Origin of the sequence: Bradyrhizobium monzae (assembly GCF_021458635.1) — a bacterium.
GTDB lineage: Bacteria > Pseudomonadota > Alphaproteobacteria > Rhizobiales > Xanthobacteraceae > Bradyrhizobium.
Map to the genome: position 1 here is coordinate 517,620 of NZ_JAIRDQ010000003.1, position 14,972 is coordinate 532,591.

10 protein-coding genes are annotated in these 14,972 nt (G+C 64.9%); 1 reads left to right on the plus strand and 9 read right to left on the minus strand.

Annotation, left to right across the window (positions count from 1 at the left end; all coding sequences use genetic code 11):
- Positions 1 to 2: 2 nt before the first annotated feature.
- The 8 genes from K3F49_RS15990 to K3F49_RS16025 all read right to left on the minus strand — a co-directional run bounded on the left by K3F49_RS15990 (position 3) and on the right by K3F49_RS16025 (position 13,354).
- Positions 3 to 2,099: a 3-hydroxyacyl-CoA dehydrogenase NAD-binding domain-containing protein gene (locus tag K3F49_RS15990; RefSeq protein ID WP_234681896.1), complete on the minus strand. Its 2,097-nt coding sequence runs from the start codon at positions 2,097 to 2,099 to the stop codon at positions 3 to 5.
- Positions 2,100 to 2,101: 2 nt separating this feature from the next.
- The gene (locus K3F49_RS15995) at positions 2,102 to 3,385 is read right to left on the minus strand and encodes an acetyl-CoA C-acetyltransferase (protein ID WP_234681897.1); all 1,284 of its coding nucleotides are present in this window, start codon (positions 3,383 to 3,385) and stop codon (positions 2,102 to 2,104) included.
- Positions 3,385 to 5,652 (minus strand): acyl-CoA dehydrogenase, encoded by a 2,268-nt coding sequence (locus K3F49_RS16000; RefSeq protein ID WP_234681898.1) that lies wholly within the window; start codon positions 5,650 to 5,652, stop codon positions 3,385 to 3,387. The genes K3F49_RS15995 and K3F49_RS16000 overlap by 1 nt, the downstream gene beginning before the upstream one ends.
- Positions 5,653 to 5,878: 226 nt before the next feature.
- Positions 5,879 to 6,502: a flavin reductase family protein gene (locus tag K3F49_RS16005; RefSeq protein ID WP_234681899.1), complete on the minus strand. Its 624-nt coding sequence runs from the start codon at positions 6,500 to 6,502 to the stop codon at positions 5,879 to 5,881.
- A 177-nt stretch (positions 6,503 to 6,679) separates the two neighbouring features.
- Entirely contained in the window at positions 6,680 to 7,279 is a 600-nt protein-coding gene (locus tag K3F49_RS16010; RefSeq protein WP_234681900.1) for a TetR/AcrR family transcriptional regulator, read from the minus strand.
- Positions 7,280 to 7,312: 33 nt separating this feature from the next.
- Positions 7,313 to 10,450 carry an efflux RND transporter permease subunit gene (locus tag K3F49_RS16015; RefSeq protein ID WP_234681901.1) on the minus strand — a complete coding sequence of 1,046 codons (3,138 nt, stop codon included), beginning with the start codon at positions 10,448 to 10,450 and terminating at the stop codon, positions 7,313 to 7,315.
- A 178-nt stretch (positions 10,451 to 10,628) separates the two neighbouring features.
- Entirely contained in the window at positions 10,629 to 11,735 is a 1,107-nt protein-coding gene (locus tag K3F49_RS16020; protein ID WP_234681902.1) for an efflux RND transporter periplasmic adaptor subunit, read from the minus strand.
- A gap of 287 nt (positions 11,736 to 12,022) precedes the next feature.
- Positions 12,023 to 13,354 (minus strand): MFS transporter, encoded by a 1,332-nt coding sequence (locus K3F49_RS16025; protein WP_234681903.1) that lies wholly within the window; start codon positions 13,352 to 13,354, stop codon positions 12,023 to 12,025.
- Between the two features lie 79 nt (positions 13,355 to 13,433).
- Here K3F49_RS16025 and K3F49_RS16030 point away from each other — a divergent pair, with 79 nt between their 5' ends.
- Positions 13,434 to 13,919, plus strand: a complete 486-nt coding sequence (locus K3F49_RS16030) for a ribosomal maturation YjgA family protein (protein WP_234681904.1) — start codon at positions 13,434 to 13,436, stop codon at positions 13,917 to 13,919.
- On the opposite strand, the gene K3F49_RS16035 is transcribed toward K3F49_RS16030, so the two are convergent.
- Positions 13,885 to 14,919 carry a LacI family DNA-binding transcriptional regulator gene (locus K3F49_RS16035; RefSeq protein ID WP_249794771.1) on the minus strand — a complete coding sequence of 345 codons (1,035 nt, stop codon included), beginning with the start codon at positions 14,917 to 14,919 and terminating at the stop codon, positions 13,885 to 13,887. The two genes, K3F49_RS16030 and K3F49_RS16035, sit on opposite strands and share 35 nt — an antisense overlap.
- Positions 14,920 to 14,972 lie beyond the last annotated feature (53 nt).

The following is a 14,972-nucleotide window of genomic DNA, read 5'->3' on the forward strand; positions in this document are numbered from 1 at the left end:
GCTCACTTGAAATTGTCCCAGCCCGGATCGGGCGCGAAGCGCCCGCCGAATCGCTCGGCCAGCGCGCGCATGGTCGATACGACATTCTCCACGCCGCGTGCACGCGCATAGTTCAACGGCCCACCGCGGAACGGGGCATAGCCGGTGCCGAAGATCATGGCGCCGTCGACCGCATCGGGATCATCGACGATGCCTTCACGCAAGCATGCGACGCAGACATTGGACATCGGCAGCACAAGGCGGTCGATCATCTGGTCGGTGACGCGCGGACCAGTCTCGGGCAATGGCGCCTTCTCGGCCTTGCCGTCCTTCCAGGTGTAAAACCCCTTGCCGGTCTTGCGGCCGAGCTCGCCCTTGGCAACCTTGTCGCGCAGCCAGGCTGGCGTTGGCGGCAACAGATCACCGAATTTCGTGCGCAGCATGTCGCCGACGGCGAGACAGATATCGAGCCCGACCTGGTCGGCCAGCTCGATCGGCCCCATCGGCATGCCGAATTGCTCGGCCGCAGCATCGATCAGGCGCTGGTCGGTCTTCTCGTCCAGCATCACCATGGCTTCGAGCATGTAGGGCGTCAGCGCGCGGTTGACGAGGAAGCCCGGAGAGCTCTTCACGGACAATGGCAGGCGGTCGATCGCGCCAATAAACGCCAGCGCTTGCTTCAGCACTTGCGCATCGTTGCCGTCATGGCTGACGACCTCGACCAGCTGCAGCCGCGACACCGGGTTGAAAAAGTGCAGCCCGACGAGGCGCTCCGGCCGCGCCAGCGTGGTGCGCAGATCCTGAAGCGGAATGCTCGACGTGTTGGTGGCGAGAATCGCGCCCGGCTTCATTTTGGGCTCGAGGCCGGCATAGACCTTCTGTTTGAGCTCGAGCTTTTCCGGCACCGCCTCGATGATGAGATCGGCATTGCGGACGCCCTCGCCGTCCATGTCGGGGATCAGGCGATCGAGCGCATCGCGGACCTCGGTCGGCTTGCGGATGATCTTGCCGTAGAGCTCGGCCCCGCGCTTCACCGCGCCTGCGATCGGCTCGGCCTTCATGTCGGCCAGCGAGACGTGGAGCCCCTGCCCTGCGCACCACGCCGCGATATCGCCGCCCATGGCGCCCGCGCCGATGACATGGACGTGCTTGACCGTGTTGCGGGGGCCCGCAGCCTTCTTCATCTGCTCGCGCAGGAAGAACACGCGGATCAGATTCTGCGCGGTCGGGGTCACCATCAGCCTGGCGAAGGAGGCCTGCTCCGCCTTCAGCATCGCGGACTTGCTGCCGCCATGGGTCTCCCAGAGATCGATCAGCGCGTAAGGCGCCGGATAATGCTCGCGCGGTGCGGCCTTCGCCGCCTCCGAGCGCATGCGCCTGGCAAGCAGGCCGCGCACGGGGCCGAGATTGGCCGCGCGGGTGAGCAGGCCGGGCTTGGCCCGCTTCAGGCGGCCGAACAGCACGTCCTTCACCGCGCCACCGACGTGGCGCTCCTGCGTGACGGCGTCGACGAGGCCGAGCGATTTGGCGCGACGCGCATCGATGGTACGGCCGGTCAGCATCAGCGCCATCGACTGGGTCGGATTGACCAGTGCCGTAAAGCGCGCGGTGCCGCCGAGGCCGGGATGCAGGCCCAGCATCACCTCCGGGAAACCAAAGCGCGCGCCGTCGATGGCGATACGCGACTGGCAGGCGAGCGCGACCTCGAGCCCACCGCCCAGACAGAAGCCGTGGATCACCGCGACCGTCGGCAGCTTGAGCGCCTCCAGATGATCGACCACCGCATGCGCGGCGCGGATGCGCGTCTCCACCATCGCCGGATCGCTGGCGCCACGGAATTCGTTGACGTCGGCGCCGGCGATGAAGCCGGACGGTTTTGCCGAGCGGATCACGAGTCCTGCGGGCCGTTCGGTCTCGATCGCCGCGAGCGCGGCATCGAACTCCTCCATCACGTCGGCGGACAGCGTGTTGGCGCTGGCGTCGGCGCGGTCGAACAACAGCCAGGCGACGCCGTCGGCATCGCGCGTCAGCTTGAAATGCTTGTAGGGGCCGTCTGCCGCGGGCTGCGGCCCGAGCGAGAGCACACGGTCGCCGAGCGCGGTCATGATCTTTGAATCCATGGTCACACCGCCTCGATCAGCATGGCGCCGCCAAGCCCGCCACCGATGCACTCGGTGGCAATCCCGCGCCGCGTGCCGAGCCGCTTCATCGCGTTGACGAGATGCAGCACGATGCGGTTGCCGGAGGTGCCGACGGGATGGCCGAGCGAAATCGCGCCGCCGTCGACGTTGAGCTTGCCACGGTCGATTTCGCCCGCGGCGCCGTCGAGGCCGAGAATCTCGCGGCAGAATTTGCCGTCGTTCCAGGCGGCGAGGCAGCCGAGCACCTGCGTCGCAAACGCTTCGTTCAGCTCCCAGGTCTCGACATCTTGGAGGGTCAGGTTGTTGCGCTGGAGCAGCGGCGTCGCCGACATCACGGGGCCAAGCCCCATGATAGCAGGATCGAGCGCGGCCCAGTTGCTGTCGACGATCGCGGCCTTCGGCGTCAGTCCGTGCTTTGCGACCGCCGCGTCGGAGGCGAGGATCACCCAGGAGGCGCCATCGGTGATCTGCGAGGAATTGCCGGCAGTGACCTGGCCCCAGGGACGTTCGAACACCGGCCTGAGTTTTGCCAGCGTCTCGGCCGTGGAATCTGGACGCACGCCATCGTCGTGATCGAAGAATTTTCCGTCGCGGGAGAAGGCGGTCTCGACCTCGCCTTTCAGAAAGCCCTCGGCCTGCGCGTGCGCGAGGCGGCGATGGCTCTCGGCCGCATAAGCATCCGACTGGGCACGCGTAATGCCGAAGAGATGGCCGACCACCTCGGCGGTCTGGCCCATGTTCAATTCGGTGATGGGATCGGTCAGCCCGCGCTCCAGCCCGATGATCGGCTTGAGATAGCTTGGACGCAGCTTGAATGCGGCCGCGAGCTTCGCGGCCACCCCCTTGGCGGTGGCAAGGCCGGCGAACCAGCGCACGCCGGAGTTCGGCCAGACCAGCGGCGCGTGGCTCAGCGCCTCGGTGCCGCCGGCCAGGATCATGTCGACATAGCCTTCGCGGATGTAGCGGTAGGCGGTGTCGATCGACTGCATGCCGGAGCCGCAATTGATCTGCACCGTGAAGGCGACCATGTCCTCGCCCATGCCGAGCCGGAGCGCCGCGACGCGAGCCGGGTTCATCTCGTCGGCAATGACGTTGACACAGCCAAGGATGACCTGGTCGAAATCAGTCGGCGAGAACGGCTGGCGCGCCAGCAGCGGCCGGCCGCATTGCACCGCGAGATCGACCGGTGTGAACGGCCCCGGCCCCGAGCGCGCCTTCAAGAACGGCGTCCGGCTGCCGTCGACGATGAATACCGGTCGTGCCATCAGCTCGCCGCCCTCTGTTCACCGAGTTCCTGGAAGAACTGATGCACGTCGCCGGTTTTCTTGTAAATCGGCGACAGCGCCTCCGGCGCAAAATCGTCGACCTCGATGACTTTTGTGACGGCTTCATGAGCGGCTGCAAGCTGCTCGCCTTCGGCCTGCGTGATCACGCCCTTGCTGACGGCGTCCTTCCAGTCGCGGATGTGCGCGGCGCGCATGCGCTTGGCGATGGCGTCGGTGCCTGCCACCAGCTTGAACGCACGTTCCAGTCGGGCGAAGCCGCTGTCGTCGTCGACATGAGCGAGGTCCGGCGTGAGCCGCTCGCGTGCGGCCGTGGGCTCCAGCACGAGGCCCGCGCACTGATGCACGACGCGGTCGGAGGGACCTAGCACGCGGGCGCCGAACGGCTGGACCACGAGCTTGAGGATCACGGCGACGAAGCGGTTCGGCAGATTGGCGAGAATTTCGGCGAACCGGTTCTCGATGGTCCGGAAGCCCGCCGCCATGCACCATTCGAGCGCTGCATAATCCTCCTTCTGCCGACCCTCGTCCTGCCAGCGCTTTAGCGCGGCAGAGAGCAGATAGAGCTCGGAGAGGATATCGCCGAACCGCGCCGACAGCATTTCCTTGCGCTTGAGCGCGCCGCCGAGCGTGAGCAGCGCCATGTCGGCGCAGAGCGCGAACGCGGCCGAATAGCGCGAAAGCTGGCGATAGAACGGCGTGGCGTCGCCGGCATCAGGCGCCAGCGCAAAGGCGCCAAAGGTCCAGCTTCGGCCGAAGGCGCGGAGCAGGGTCTGGAAACTATGGCCGACATGCTTCCAGAACGCCTTGTCGAACGCGGCGAGCCCACGCTCGCGATCGGTGTCCGCCAGCGCATTCATCTCATCGAGCAGATACGGATGGGCGCGGATCGCGCCCTGCCCGAACACGATGAGATTGCGGGTGAGGATGTTGGCGCCCTCGACCGTGATGCCGACTGGCACGGCACGGTGGAGATTGCCGATATAGTTCTGCGGACCGTCGATCACAGCCTTGCCACCGTGAATGTCCATGGCGTCATCGATCGCGATGCGCATCCGCTCGGTCGCGTGCAGCTTCATGATGCCGGAGATCACAGCGGGATGAACGCCGGCATTCAGCGCCGCGCAGGTCAGCCGCCGCGCGGCATCGAGCTGATAGGCGGTGGCGACGATGCGCGCGAGCGGCTCCTCGACGCCCTCGAACTTGGAGATGGAGATGCCGAACTGCTCGCGGATGCGGGCATAGGCGCCGGTGGTGCGCGCCGCGTAGGCGGCGCCTGCCGCCGAAAGCGACGGCAGCGAAATGCCGCGGCCGGCGGCGAGCGCCGTCATCAGCATCTTCCAGCCTTGCCCGAGCCGTGCCTCACCGCCGATGACGTAGTCGAGTGGGATGAAGACGTCGCGGCCCCAGTTCGGACCATTCTGGAACACTTGCATCGAAGGCAGATGGCGGTGGCCGATCTCGACGCCGGGCAGATTGGTCGGGATCAGTGCGACGGTGATGCCGAGTTCTTCCTGATCGCCGACGAGATGATCGGGGTCGTAGGCCTTGAAGGCGAGACCCAGCAGCGTCGCGACCGGACCAAGCGTGATGTAGCGCTTGTGCCAGTTCAGCCTGAGGCCTGTGACCTCGCGGCCCTCAAACACACCCTTGCAGATGATGCCGGTGTCGACCATCGAAGCGGCATCGGATCCGGCCTCGGGGCTGGTGAGACCGAAGCAGGGAATGTCACGGCCGTCGGCGAGCCGCGGCAGCCAGCGCTCCTGCTGGTCTTTCGTGCCGAAACGCATCAGAAGCTCGCCGGGCCCAAGCGAGTTCGGCACCATCACGGTGACGGCGGCCGCGATCGAGCGGGTCGAGATTTTCCGCACCACTTCCGAGTGGGCATAGGGCGAGAAGCCGAGGCCGCCAAACTCCTTCGGGATGATCATGCCGAAGAATTTTTCGCGCTTGATGAACGCCCAGGCCTCCTGGGGAAGATCGCGCCATTCCCAAAAGATCTTCCACTCGTCGAGCATGGCGCAGAACTCGTCGACCGGACCGTTGAGGAAAGCCTGCTCCTCATCGGTCAGTTTCGCCTGCGGGATATTCAGAAGCTTTGACCAATCAGGGTTGCCGGTAAAGAGATCGGCGTCCCACCAGACGTCACCGGCCTCCAGCGCCTCGCGCTCGGTGTCGGACATCGCCGGCAGCACGCCGCGCGCCCAGGAGAAGATCGGCTTTGTGATGGTGTCGCGGCGGAAGCTCATGGCGGACCTCATGCAACGGCGCGGGTATGGGTATTTTAGCGGAAAGTGGCCGAGGTGCGTGAACACTTCGCGCGCAAAAAGGTGCGAATTGACGCGGCCGGGCGGCCCCGGACCATAACGGCCGGGGTGCGGTGCCAGTTCCGGAGAGGGAATGGGATGCTTCCACACCACGATTCCGGGGCGCGCCATCAGGTGCTAGCCCGGAATGACGGAGGGAGAGACAGGCCTAATCGGGCCGAACCATCTCGAACATGTTTTCCGGCTTGATCTCGAAATAGTCGCCGCGGCGCCCCGCGCGCACGATCGGGCGGGCGGCGGCGGTTTGGTAGACGCCGTCCTTGATCATGGCCTTGTCGATGTGGACAGCGACGACCTCGCCCAGCGTCAGCCAGGCATCGGCCTCCTTGCCGTCGGAGCCCTTGAGGCGAACGATGTCGGACACCTTGCACTCGAAGGCGACGGGGCTCTCCCCAACGCGTGGCACGTTGACGAGCTTGCCGGGCACCGCGGTGAGGCCCGCGATCTCGAACTCGTCGACCTCGGGCGCGACATGCGCGGCGGTCGCGTTCATGTGCTTGGCGAGATCCATCGTGGCGAGATTCCAGACGAATTCGCCGGTCTGCTGAATGTTCTCGACCGAGTCCTTCCAGTTGGTGGAGGAGAAGCCGATGATCGGCGGCACGTAAGCGAAGGCGTTGAAGAAGCTGTACGGCGCCAGATTGACGTGGCCTTTGGTGTCACGCGAGGAGATCCAGCCGATCGGCCGCGGCGCGATGATGGCGTTGAAGGGATCGTGCTTGAGGCCGTGGCCCTTGGCGGGCTCGTAGAAGTACAGGTCTTTGTCGGTCACGCGCTGCTTCCTTTTCGTCATTGCGAGCGCAGCGAAGCAATCCAGAATCCCTCCGCGGAGACAGTCTGGATTGCTTCGCTGCACTCGCAATGACGGAGTTTGTTGGTCCGTCCCGGTCCGCCATTCGCCCCTCTAGGGCACTGCGAACTTATTTATAGGGGGAAACCCGCCCGTCCGTCAGTGGCGCGGCGACAGACCGGCGATGACGAAATCGATCATCTGGTCGATGCTCGGGCCCGGCTTAGTGGCGCACTGGGCGATCATCTGGGGGTGGAAGAAGCGCATCATGGCGGTGCAGGCACAGAGCGACGCCAGCTGCAGGTCCGGCGCCTCGAACTCACCGGAGGCGGCGCCTTGCGCGATCATCTGGCCGATGACCCCGGCGATGCATTCCATATGGGCGACGCAGACGTCCCAATCCTCCTGCATCGCGATCTCGACCATCTCATGCAGCTTGGAGTCGCCGACATAGCGCTCGGTGTTCATGCGATGGATGGTGGTGAGCAGCTCGCGGAAGCGCTCGAGCACCGGACCGGGCCGCGCCACGATCCGCTGCGCCTCGAGCTCGACCTCGCCCATCAAGCTGCGCGCCACCGCCTGATGGATTGCCTTCTTCGACTCGAAGAAGCGATAGACGTTGGCGGGGCTCATCCGGAGCTCTTTGGCGATGTCCCCGACCGTAGTCTTCTGATAGCCGATCACGCGGAACAGCCGCTCGGCCACCTCGAGAATACGATCCCGGGTGTCGCCTTCGATATGTTCCGCAACCAGTGTCATGTGTCAGGACTCGTCCGTCGGTAGTCTTCTCATTTATTCAGCCGCTTCAGCAAGCGGAATTGCGTGCTGGTCATCGCTCCCATGCTGCGGCGCGGCAGGCTGCTCGGGGGTGCCGGCCTCGTCGAGGCTCTTGCGGAACCACAGGGCGTAGAGGCCCGGCAGGTACAGCAGGGTCAGGAAGGTCGCGACGAACAGGCCACCCATGATGGTGATCGCCATCGGGCCCCAGAAAGCCGACCGCGACAACGGGATCATCGCCAGGATGGCGGCAAGCGCCGTCAACACCACCGGACGGGCGCGGCGGACGGTCGCCTCGACGATCGCCTCCCGGCGAGTCAAGCCATGCGAAACGTCGGTCTCGATCTGGTCGACCAGGATGACTGCGTTGCGCATGATCATGCCGGCGAGTGCGATCAGGCCGAGCAGCGCCACAAAACCGAACGGGGCGTTGGCGATGTTGAGCCCCAACGAGGCGCCGACGATACCGAGCGGCGCAGTGAGGAACACCAGGATCAGGCGCGAGAAGCTCTGCAGCTGGATCATCAGCAGCGTCAGCATCACCATGACCATCACCGGGAAGAGGATGAAGATCGAGGCGTTACCCTTGGCGGATTCCTCGAACGCACCACCCGGCTCGATGCGGTAGGCCGGCTCGAGGTAGTCCTTGATCTGCTGCAGCTTCGGCGTGATCTGGCTGGTGACGTCGGGTGCCTGCACGCCGTCGACGACGTCGGAGCGCACGGTGATCGCCATGTCGCGGTTGCGCCGCCACATGATCGGCTCCTCGTGGGCGTACTCGATCTTGGCGATCTGCTGCAGCGGCACAGCCACGCCGTTCTTCGAGGTGATGGTCAGATCGCCGACGCCGCCGAGGTCGAGACGCTCGGACGGGATCGCGCGGGCAACCACGCCGACCTTCTCGATGCCGTCACGCACGGTCGTGACCTGCGCGCCGGAGATCAGCATGGACAACGCTTGCGAGACGTCCTGCGGGGTCAGGCCCATGGCACGAGCGCGATCCTGGTCGACGACGAGCTTGAGGTACGGAGATTGCTCGTTCCAGTCGAGCTGGACGTCCTTGACGCTCTTGTTCTGCCGCATGACGTCGCGAACCTGGTAGGCGATCTCGCGCACCTTGTTGGCGTCGGGGCCGATCACGCGGAACTGCACGGGGAAGCCGACCGGCGGACCGAAATTGAAACGGTCGACGCGCACGCGCGCCTCCGTCAGCATGCCGTCGGCGACGGCGCCCTCGATCTTGGCCTTGACGCGCTCGCGTGCCTCGACGCCCTTGGCGACGATGACGATCTCGGCAAAGGCCTCGTTCGGCAGCTGCGGGTTGAGGCCGAGCCAGAAGCGCGGCGAGCCCTGGCCGACGTAAGACGTATAGGTATCGATATCCTTGTCGTCCTTGAGCAGCGTCTCGGCCTTCTTGACCGCCTTCTCGGTGACGTTGAAGGCGGTGCCCTCGGGCAGGCGCAGCTGCAGGAACAGCTCAGGCCGCTCCGACAGCGGGAAGAACTGCTGCTGGACATGGCCGAAGCCGACGATGGCAGCGATGAAGACGCCGACGGTCGCGGCCACCACGGTGATGCGATGATTGACGCACCATTGCACGATGGCGCGCAGGCCGCGGTACATGCGGGTCTCGTAGACCGCGTGCGGATCGTGATTGTGATGCACCTTGATGTTGGGCAGCAGCATGACGCCGATATAGGGCGTGAAGATCACCGCCACGAACCAGGACGCGACCAGTGCGATCGCCACGATCCAGAAGATGCTACCGGCATACTCGCCGACCGCGGAATTGGCAAAGCCGATGGGGAGGAAGCCAGCGGCCGTGACCAACGTTCCCGTGAGCATCGGAAACGCGGTAGATTCCCAGGCAAACGACGCCGCGCGAAACCGGTCCCAGCCCTGCTCCATCTTCACCACCATCATCTCGACCGCGATGATGGCGTCGTCGACGAGCAGGCCGAGCGCGATGATCAGCGCACCGAGCGTAATACGATGCAGGTCGAGCGACATCGTGTTCATGACGATGAAGACGATGCCGAGCACCAGCGGCACGGAGAGCGCGACCACGATGCCGGTGCGCCAGCCGAGCGCGAGGAACGAGACGAACAGCACGATGACGAGTGCTTCCATGAAGGAATGCACGAATTCGCCGACGGCGTGCTCGACCACCTTGGGCTGATCGGCGATCAGCGCGACGTCGACGCCCTGCGGCACGGCCTTCATGAACTCTGCGGTCGCCTTCTCGACCTCCTTGCCGAGATCGAGGATGTTGGCGCCCTTGGCGGTGACGACGCCGATGCCGATCGCGGGCTTGCCTTCCTGGCGGACGACGAAGCTCGGCGGATCGACATAGCCGTGGGTGACGGTGGCGATGTCGCCCAGGCGGAACACGCGGCCGTTGCTCTCGACCGGGGTCTCGGCCACGGCCTTGGCGCCGTCGAGCGCGCCGGTGACCCGCAGCGGTACGCGCTGCGACGAGGTCTCGACCGTACCGGCCGGCGTCACGTTGTTCTGCTTGGCAAGCGAATCGAACAGCGCCTGCGGCGTGATGCCGAGGGTGGCGAGCTTGGCGTGGCTGAACTCGACGAAGATGCGCTCGTCCTGGTTGCCGTAGACGTCGACCTTGGTCACGCCGGGCACCTTGAGCAGGCGCTGACGGAAACCTTCCGAGACCTTCTTGAGCTGGGCGTAATCGGCGCCATCGCCGGTCATCATGTAGAGGATGGAGTCGACGTCGGAGAACTCGTCGTTGACTACCGGCCCCAGAATCCCAGCGGGCAGCTGGCCCTGCACGTCGACCAGCTTCTTGCGCAGGAGATAGAAGAGATAAGGCACATCCTTCGGCGGCGTGGAGTCGCGGAAGGTGACCTGAAGCGCGGTGAAGCCGGGCTTGGAGTAGGTCTGCACCTTCTCGAAGTAAGGCAGTTCCTGGATCTTCTTTTCGATGGGATCCGCGACCTGGGCCTGCATTTCCTGCGCGGTCGCGCCTGGCCACATCACGGAGACATTGACCACCTTCACCGTGAAGAACGGATCCTCGGCGCGGCCGAGCTTCTGATATGAGAAGAAGCCGGCGACGCCGAGCACGAGCATCAAGAACAGGACCAGCGTCGGATGGCTGACGGCCCAGGCCGAAAGGTTGAAGCGCTTCATCGCACTCTCCGGAAAAAACGATCCAATTGCCAAAAACGACAGCCGCTCTGTTCAGGGCGTCGTCGCGAGGCAGCGAAGCAATCCAGGGGGCTGGGCAGATTCTGGATCGCTTCGCCGCTTCAGCCTTTGCGTAGGGGCAAGGGCCGAAACTCACCTCACACGACGTAACTCGTAAGCTTTAGAAAGACAGTGACGACACGACCCGCACCTTCTGGCCGGGATCGAGCTTCTGCACGCCGAGCGTGACGATCTTGGCACCCTCATCGACACCGCTGGTGATGACGACGTCGTTGCTGTCGTAGGACTTCACCGCGACGGGCTTCAGCGTGACCGCGCCATTGTCGTCGACGACGTAGAAGGACGGCTTGCCGCCTTCGTTGAACAGCGCCGACAACGGCAACCGGGCGACGCGCTCGGTGGCGGCGTCCGACAGCGTCAGCGTCGCGGTCATGCCGAGCGAAACCTTGTCGTCGGCCTCGGGCAGCGAGAACTTTGCGAGATAGGTGCGCGTGGCGGAATCCGCGGTGGGCGCGATCTCGCGCAGCTTCGCCGTGTATTTCTTGTCCGGCTCCGACCAAAGGGTGACGCTGGCGGCGCCCGATTTGGCACGTCCGACCAGCGTCTCAGGGATCGCGACGACCGCTTCCTTTTCGGCAAAGCGGGCGACACGGATCGAGGTCTGGCCTGCGGCAACCACCTGGCCGGGCTCGATCAGCGTTGCCGTGACGACGCCACGGGCGTCGGCATTGAGCGTCGCGTAGGACAGGGAATTCTTGGTCAGTTCGACGGAGCGGACGGCGCGGTCCAGGCGCGCGCGGGCCTCGTCAGCAGCCGCGCGGCTCGAATCCATCGCGGCATCGGTGGTCCAGCCCTTGGCCTTCAGATCCTTGGCGCGCTGCTCGGCGGCTGCAGCCTGGGCCAACACGCCGGTGGCGGCGGTCTGCTCGGCGACGGCCTGCTCGGCCTGGAGCTTCAGGTCGACTTCGTCGAGGGTGGCGAGCGGTTGCCCGATCTCGACGGTCTGGCCGACTTCGACCAAACGCTTGTCGACCTTGCCGGCGACGCGAAAGCCGAGATCGCTCTCGATCCGCGGCCTGACGGTGCCGACGAAGCTGCGCTCCGGGGTCTCGGCATCATAATGGGCGGTTGCGACCAGAACCGGCCGCGGCGGCTCGGCCTTTTGCGCCACGGTATCGTTGCACCCGGCCAGCGCAGCGGCCATCAGGGCCAGCGACACACCCGCCAAGAGCCTGGAATAGCTGGACAAAACGGACCGAACGAACATCGGAGGACACTCCTGCGTCTTCAATGAGAGGAATGTCGACTAATCACTGATAAAAGTCAATAATCGTCAGTCATCAGGAAAGCGTGATCGTTAAGGGGTGGTAGAGATTGGGAGACCCTTCTCACGGAGGTGCTATCGTAGGGCAGGCGAGGCCGTGAGCCCGGATGGAGCGCAGCGGGCCTCAGGCCAGATATTGTAAGGTCGGCAAAGGCGCGTCAGCGCCGTGCCCACGAGACTAGCGGTGGGCACGCTGCGCTTTGCCCACCCTTGGGACCGTCCACTCGGCTCTACCGCCCCTGCTCTGCGAACTCGTGCTTGGTCTCGTGGCCGCCGACGAAGACCAGAATGCCGGCGAGCAGCGGCAGAACGGCGAGCACCAGCAGGCCGGTCGAGGTCTGGCCGGTGGCTTCCTTGACCCAGCCGATCAGATAGGGACCGCCGAAGCCCGCGAGATTGCCGATCGAGTTGATCAGTGCGATGGCGCCGGCAGCCGCCGTGCCCGACAGCCACGAGGTCGGCAAGGTCCAGAATACGCCGAAGACGCAGAACACGCCGATTGCGGCGAAGGTCAGCGCCACCATCGTCATGGTGGGATCTGTGATGTAGCTGGAGATGGCGAGAGCGACCGCGATCAGGATCATGGGTGCACCAACATGCATCACGCGCTCGCGCGTGGCGTCCGAATGCCGTGCCCACAGGATCATGGCGATCGTGCCGAACACATAGGGGATCGCGGTGACGAAGCCGGTCTGGGCGTTGCTGAGGCCGAACGCCTTGACGATCTGCGGCAGCCAGAACTGCATGCCGTAGAGCGCGCCGACAAAGCCGAAATAGATCAGGCTGAGCGCGATCACCTTCGGTGAGGACAGGGCTTCACCGAGTGAGAGATGCTTCACCGCCTGCTTGGCCGCGATTTCCGAATCGAGCTTCGACTTGAGCCAGGCCTTCTGCTCGGCCGAGAGCCAGTCCGCCTTCTCCGGCCGGTCGGTGAGATAGAACCAGGTGACGATGCCGAGCAGCACCGAGGGAATGCCCTCGAGAATGAACAACCACTGCCAGCCCTTCAGCCCCATCGCACCGTCGAGGCCGAGCAGCAGGCCCGAGATCGGTGCGCCGATCACGGTCGAAACCGGCACGGCGATCGCAAAGGCCGCGAGGAAGCGGCCGCGATATTCGGCCGGGTACCAGTAGGTGAGATAGAGGATGATGCCGGGAAAGAAGCCGGCTTCGGCCACGCCGAGCAGGAAGCGCAGGACGTAGAAGCTGGTCACGCTGTTCACCAGCGCCATCAGCGCCGAGATGATGCCCCAGGTCACCATGATGCGGGCGATCCAGCGGCTGGCGCCGAACTTTTCCAGCGCCAGATTGCTCGGCACCTCGAAGATGAAATAGCCGATGAAGAAGATGCCGGCGCCCCAGGAGAAGATCAGCGGCGTGAACTTCAACTCGGCATTCATGGTCAGCGCGGCGAAGCCGAGATTGACGCGGTCGAGATAGGAGAAGAAGTAGGCCAGCACCAGGAACGGGATCAGACGCCAGGAGATGGCGCGGATGGTCGACGTCTCGATTTCGCTCTTGGATGTGCAGGCGGAACCGGCATAGGTCGTGGTCTGGCTCATGGCTTCCCCCCGGGTTATTGCTTTTGTGAGCTGATCCGGGGTTTTCAGCATCGCGGGCAAAGAGTCAATGGAACAAGCAATGCACGGCGCGCAACCGGTCAACACCGTTGCGCCGCTGCGGACATCGCTGATCCGTGCCGTCTTGGCGCTGGTCGTGATCGCCTGCGGGCTATCCTTGCGCTGGTATGGTCTTCCGCTCGGGCTTCCTGCCTTCGTCGTGAAGTATGGCGGCTCGCTGTTGTGGGCGACCATGGTGTTCCTGCTGGTCGGGGCGTTGGCGCCACGGCTGCCGCGGACGCAGATCGCGGCCATCGCGGCAGCAATTGCCATCGTGGTCGAGTTCTCGCGGCTGGTGCACACCCCGTGGCTCGATGCGTTCCGGCTCACCACCGCAGGCGCGCTGCTGTTGGGCCGAATCTTTTCGCTGTGGAATTTGGTCGCCTATCTCATCGGTATCGTGGCCGGCGTCTGGCTCGACAGCCGTGTCGCGAGCTTCGGCCAAGGCCGCATCCTGCCCCGACGTAGCAAGCTCAATTCGCAAGAGGCCGGCTCGACCCGCGAATGATCAGCTCCGTCGGCACGGTGAGACCACGGCCGCGCTCGATCTCGTCGCCGCGCATCCGCTCCAGCAGCATGGTCGCGGCGTGGCGGCCCATGGCCGCAAGATCCCACTCGATCGCCGTGATAGGCGGCGTGTGCAGTTCGGCCAGGTCGGAGTCGCTGCCAGCCACCACCGAAATCCCGTCACCGACGGCAATGCTCATCGTCCGCAGGGCTCTCAGGCAGCCGCCGAGCACGTCCATCGCCGCGACGAAGAGCGCCGTCGGGGGATTCGCGATACTCATGAGCGACGCCGTCGCCCGATAGGCGTCTTCGCTCGAGAGCACATTATCGCGCAACAGTTTCGGATCCGGCGCGATCCCCGCAGCCGAATACGCCTCGCGAAATCCGTCGAGGCGGCTTCGCGACGGGAAGGCCTTGGTATCGCCGACAAGCATGGCGATCCGACGGTGCCCAAGGCCAATCAGATGGCTCGTCGCAAGGCGCGCACCCTCGCGATGATCGGCCATGACGCGATCGAGCGCCGCGATGCTGTCCCGGTCGATGAGCAGGACCGGCATCGGCGCCTCCGACAGCGCTTCGCGCACGTCCCGGTGCTGCTCGTCGCTCAGCGTCATCATCACGCCATCCACCCGGCGCCTGCGAAAGGCGCCCAGCAAATCGATCTCGACGTCGGGGCGGTTGGTCGTGCTCGCCAGAAGCAAAGTGTATCCAGCCTCACGCAGGACCGCCTCGGCCTCCTTGATGAACAGCGCGAAGCGCGGGATGTCGAAATCGCGAATCGCGCAGGCCACGAGGCGCGAACGTCCCGCACGCATGCTCTGCGCCGTGACATCGACCTCGTAGCCGAGATCAGCCATGGCCCTTTCGACGCGCTCGCGCAGCCCTGGGGTCACCGTGGGATGACCATTGAGCACACGGGATACGGTGCCGACCGCGACGCCGGCCTCGCGGGCGACGTCCTTGACCTTTACAGTCTGCGATCGAAGCGGCTGGGATGACATGCCCGCCTTATGAACCGGTTCACCAACTCGAGCAAGCTTTTACGACTACAATC

Excerpts from the sequence above, each read along its gene's own strand:
- K3F49_RS15990 (WP_234681896.1), bottom strand. The coding sequence starts at position 2,099 with ATGGATTCAAAGATCATGACCGCGCTCGGCGACCGTGTGCTCTCGCTC.
- K3F49_RS15995 (WP_234681897.1), bottom strand. The coding sequence starts at position 3,385 with ATGGCACGACCGGTATTCATCGTCGACGGCAGCCGGACGCCGTTCTTG.
- K3F49_RS16000 (WP_234681898.1), bottom strand. The coding sequence starts at position 5,652 with ATGAGCTTCCGCCGCGACACCATCACAAAGCCGATCTTCTCCTGGGCG.
- K3F49_RS16010 (WP_234681900.1), bottom strand. The coding sequence starts at position 7,279 with ATGACACTGGTTGCGGAACATATCGAAGGCGACACCCGGGATCGTATT.
- K3F49_RS16015 (WP_234681901.1), bottom strand. The coding sequence starts at position 10,450 with ATGAAGCGCTTCAACCTTTCGGCCTGGGCCGTCAGCCATCCGACGCTG.
- K3F49_RS16020 (WP_234681902.1), bottom strand. The coding sequence starts at position 11,735 with ATGTTCGTTCGGTCCGTTTTGTCCAGCTATTCCAGGCTCTTGGCGGGT.
- K3F49_RS16025 (WP_234681903.1), bottom strand. The coding sequence starts at position 13,354 with ATGAGCCAGACCACGACCTATGCCGGTTCCGCCTGCACATCCAAGAGC.
- K3F49_RS16030 (WP_234681904.1), top strand. The coding sequence starts at position 13,434 with ATGCACGGCGCGCAACCGGTCAACACCGTTGCGCCGCTGCGGACATCG.
- K3F49_RS16035 (WP_249794771.1), bottom strand. The coding sequence starts at position 14,919 with ATGTCATCCCAGCCGCTTCGATCGCAGACTGTAAAGGTCAAGGACGTC.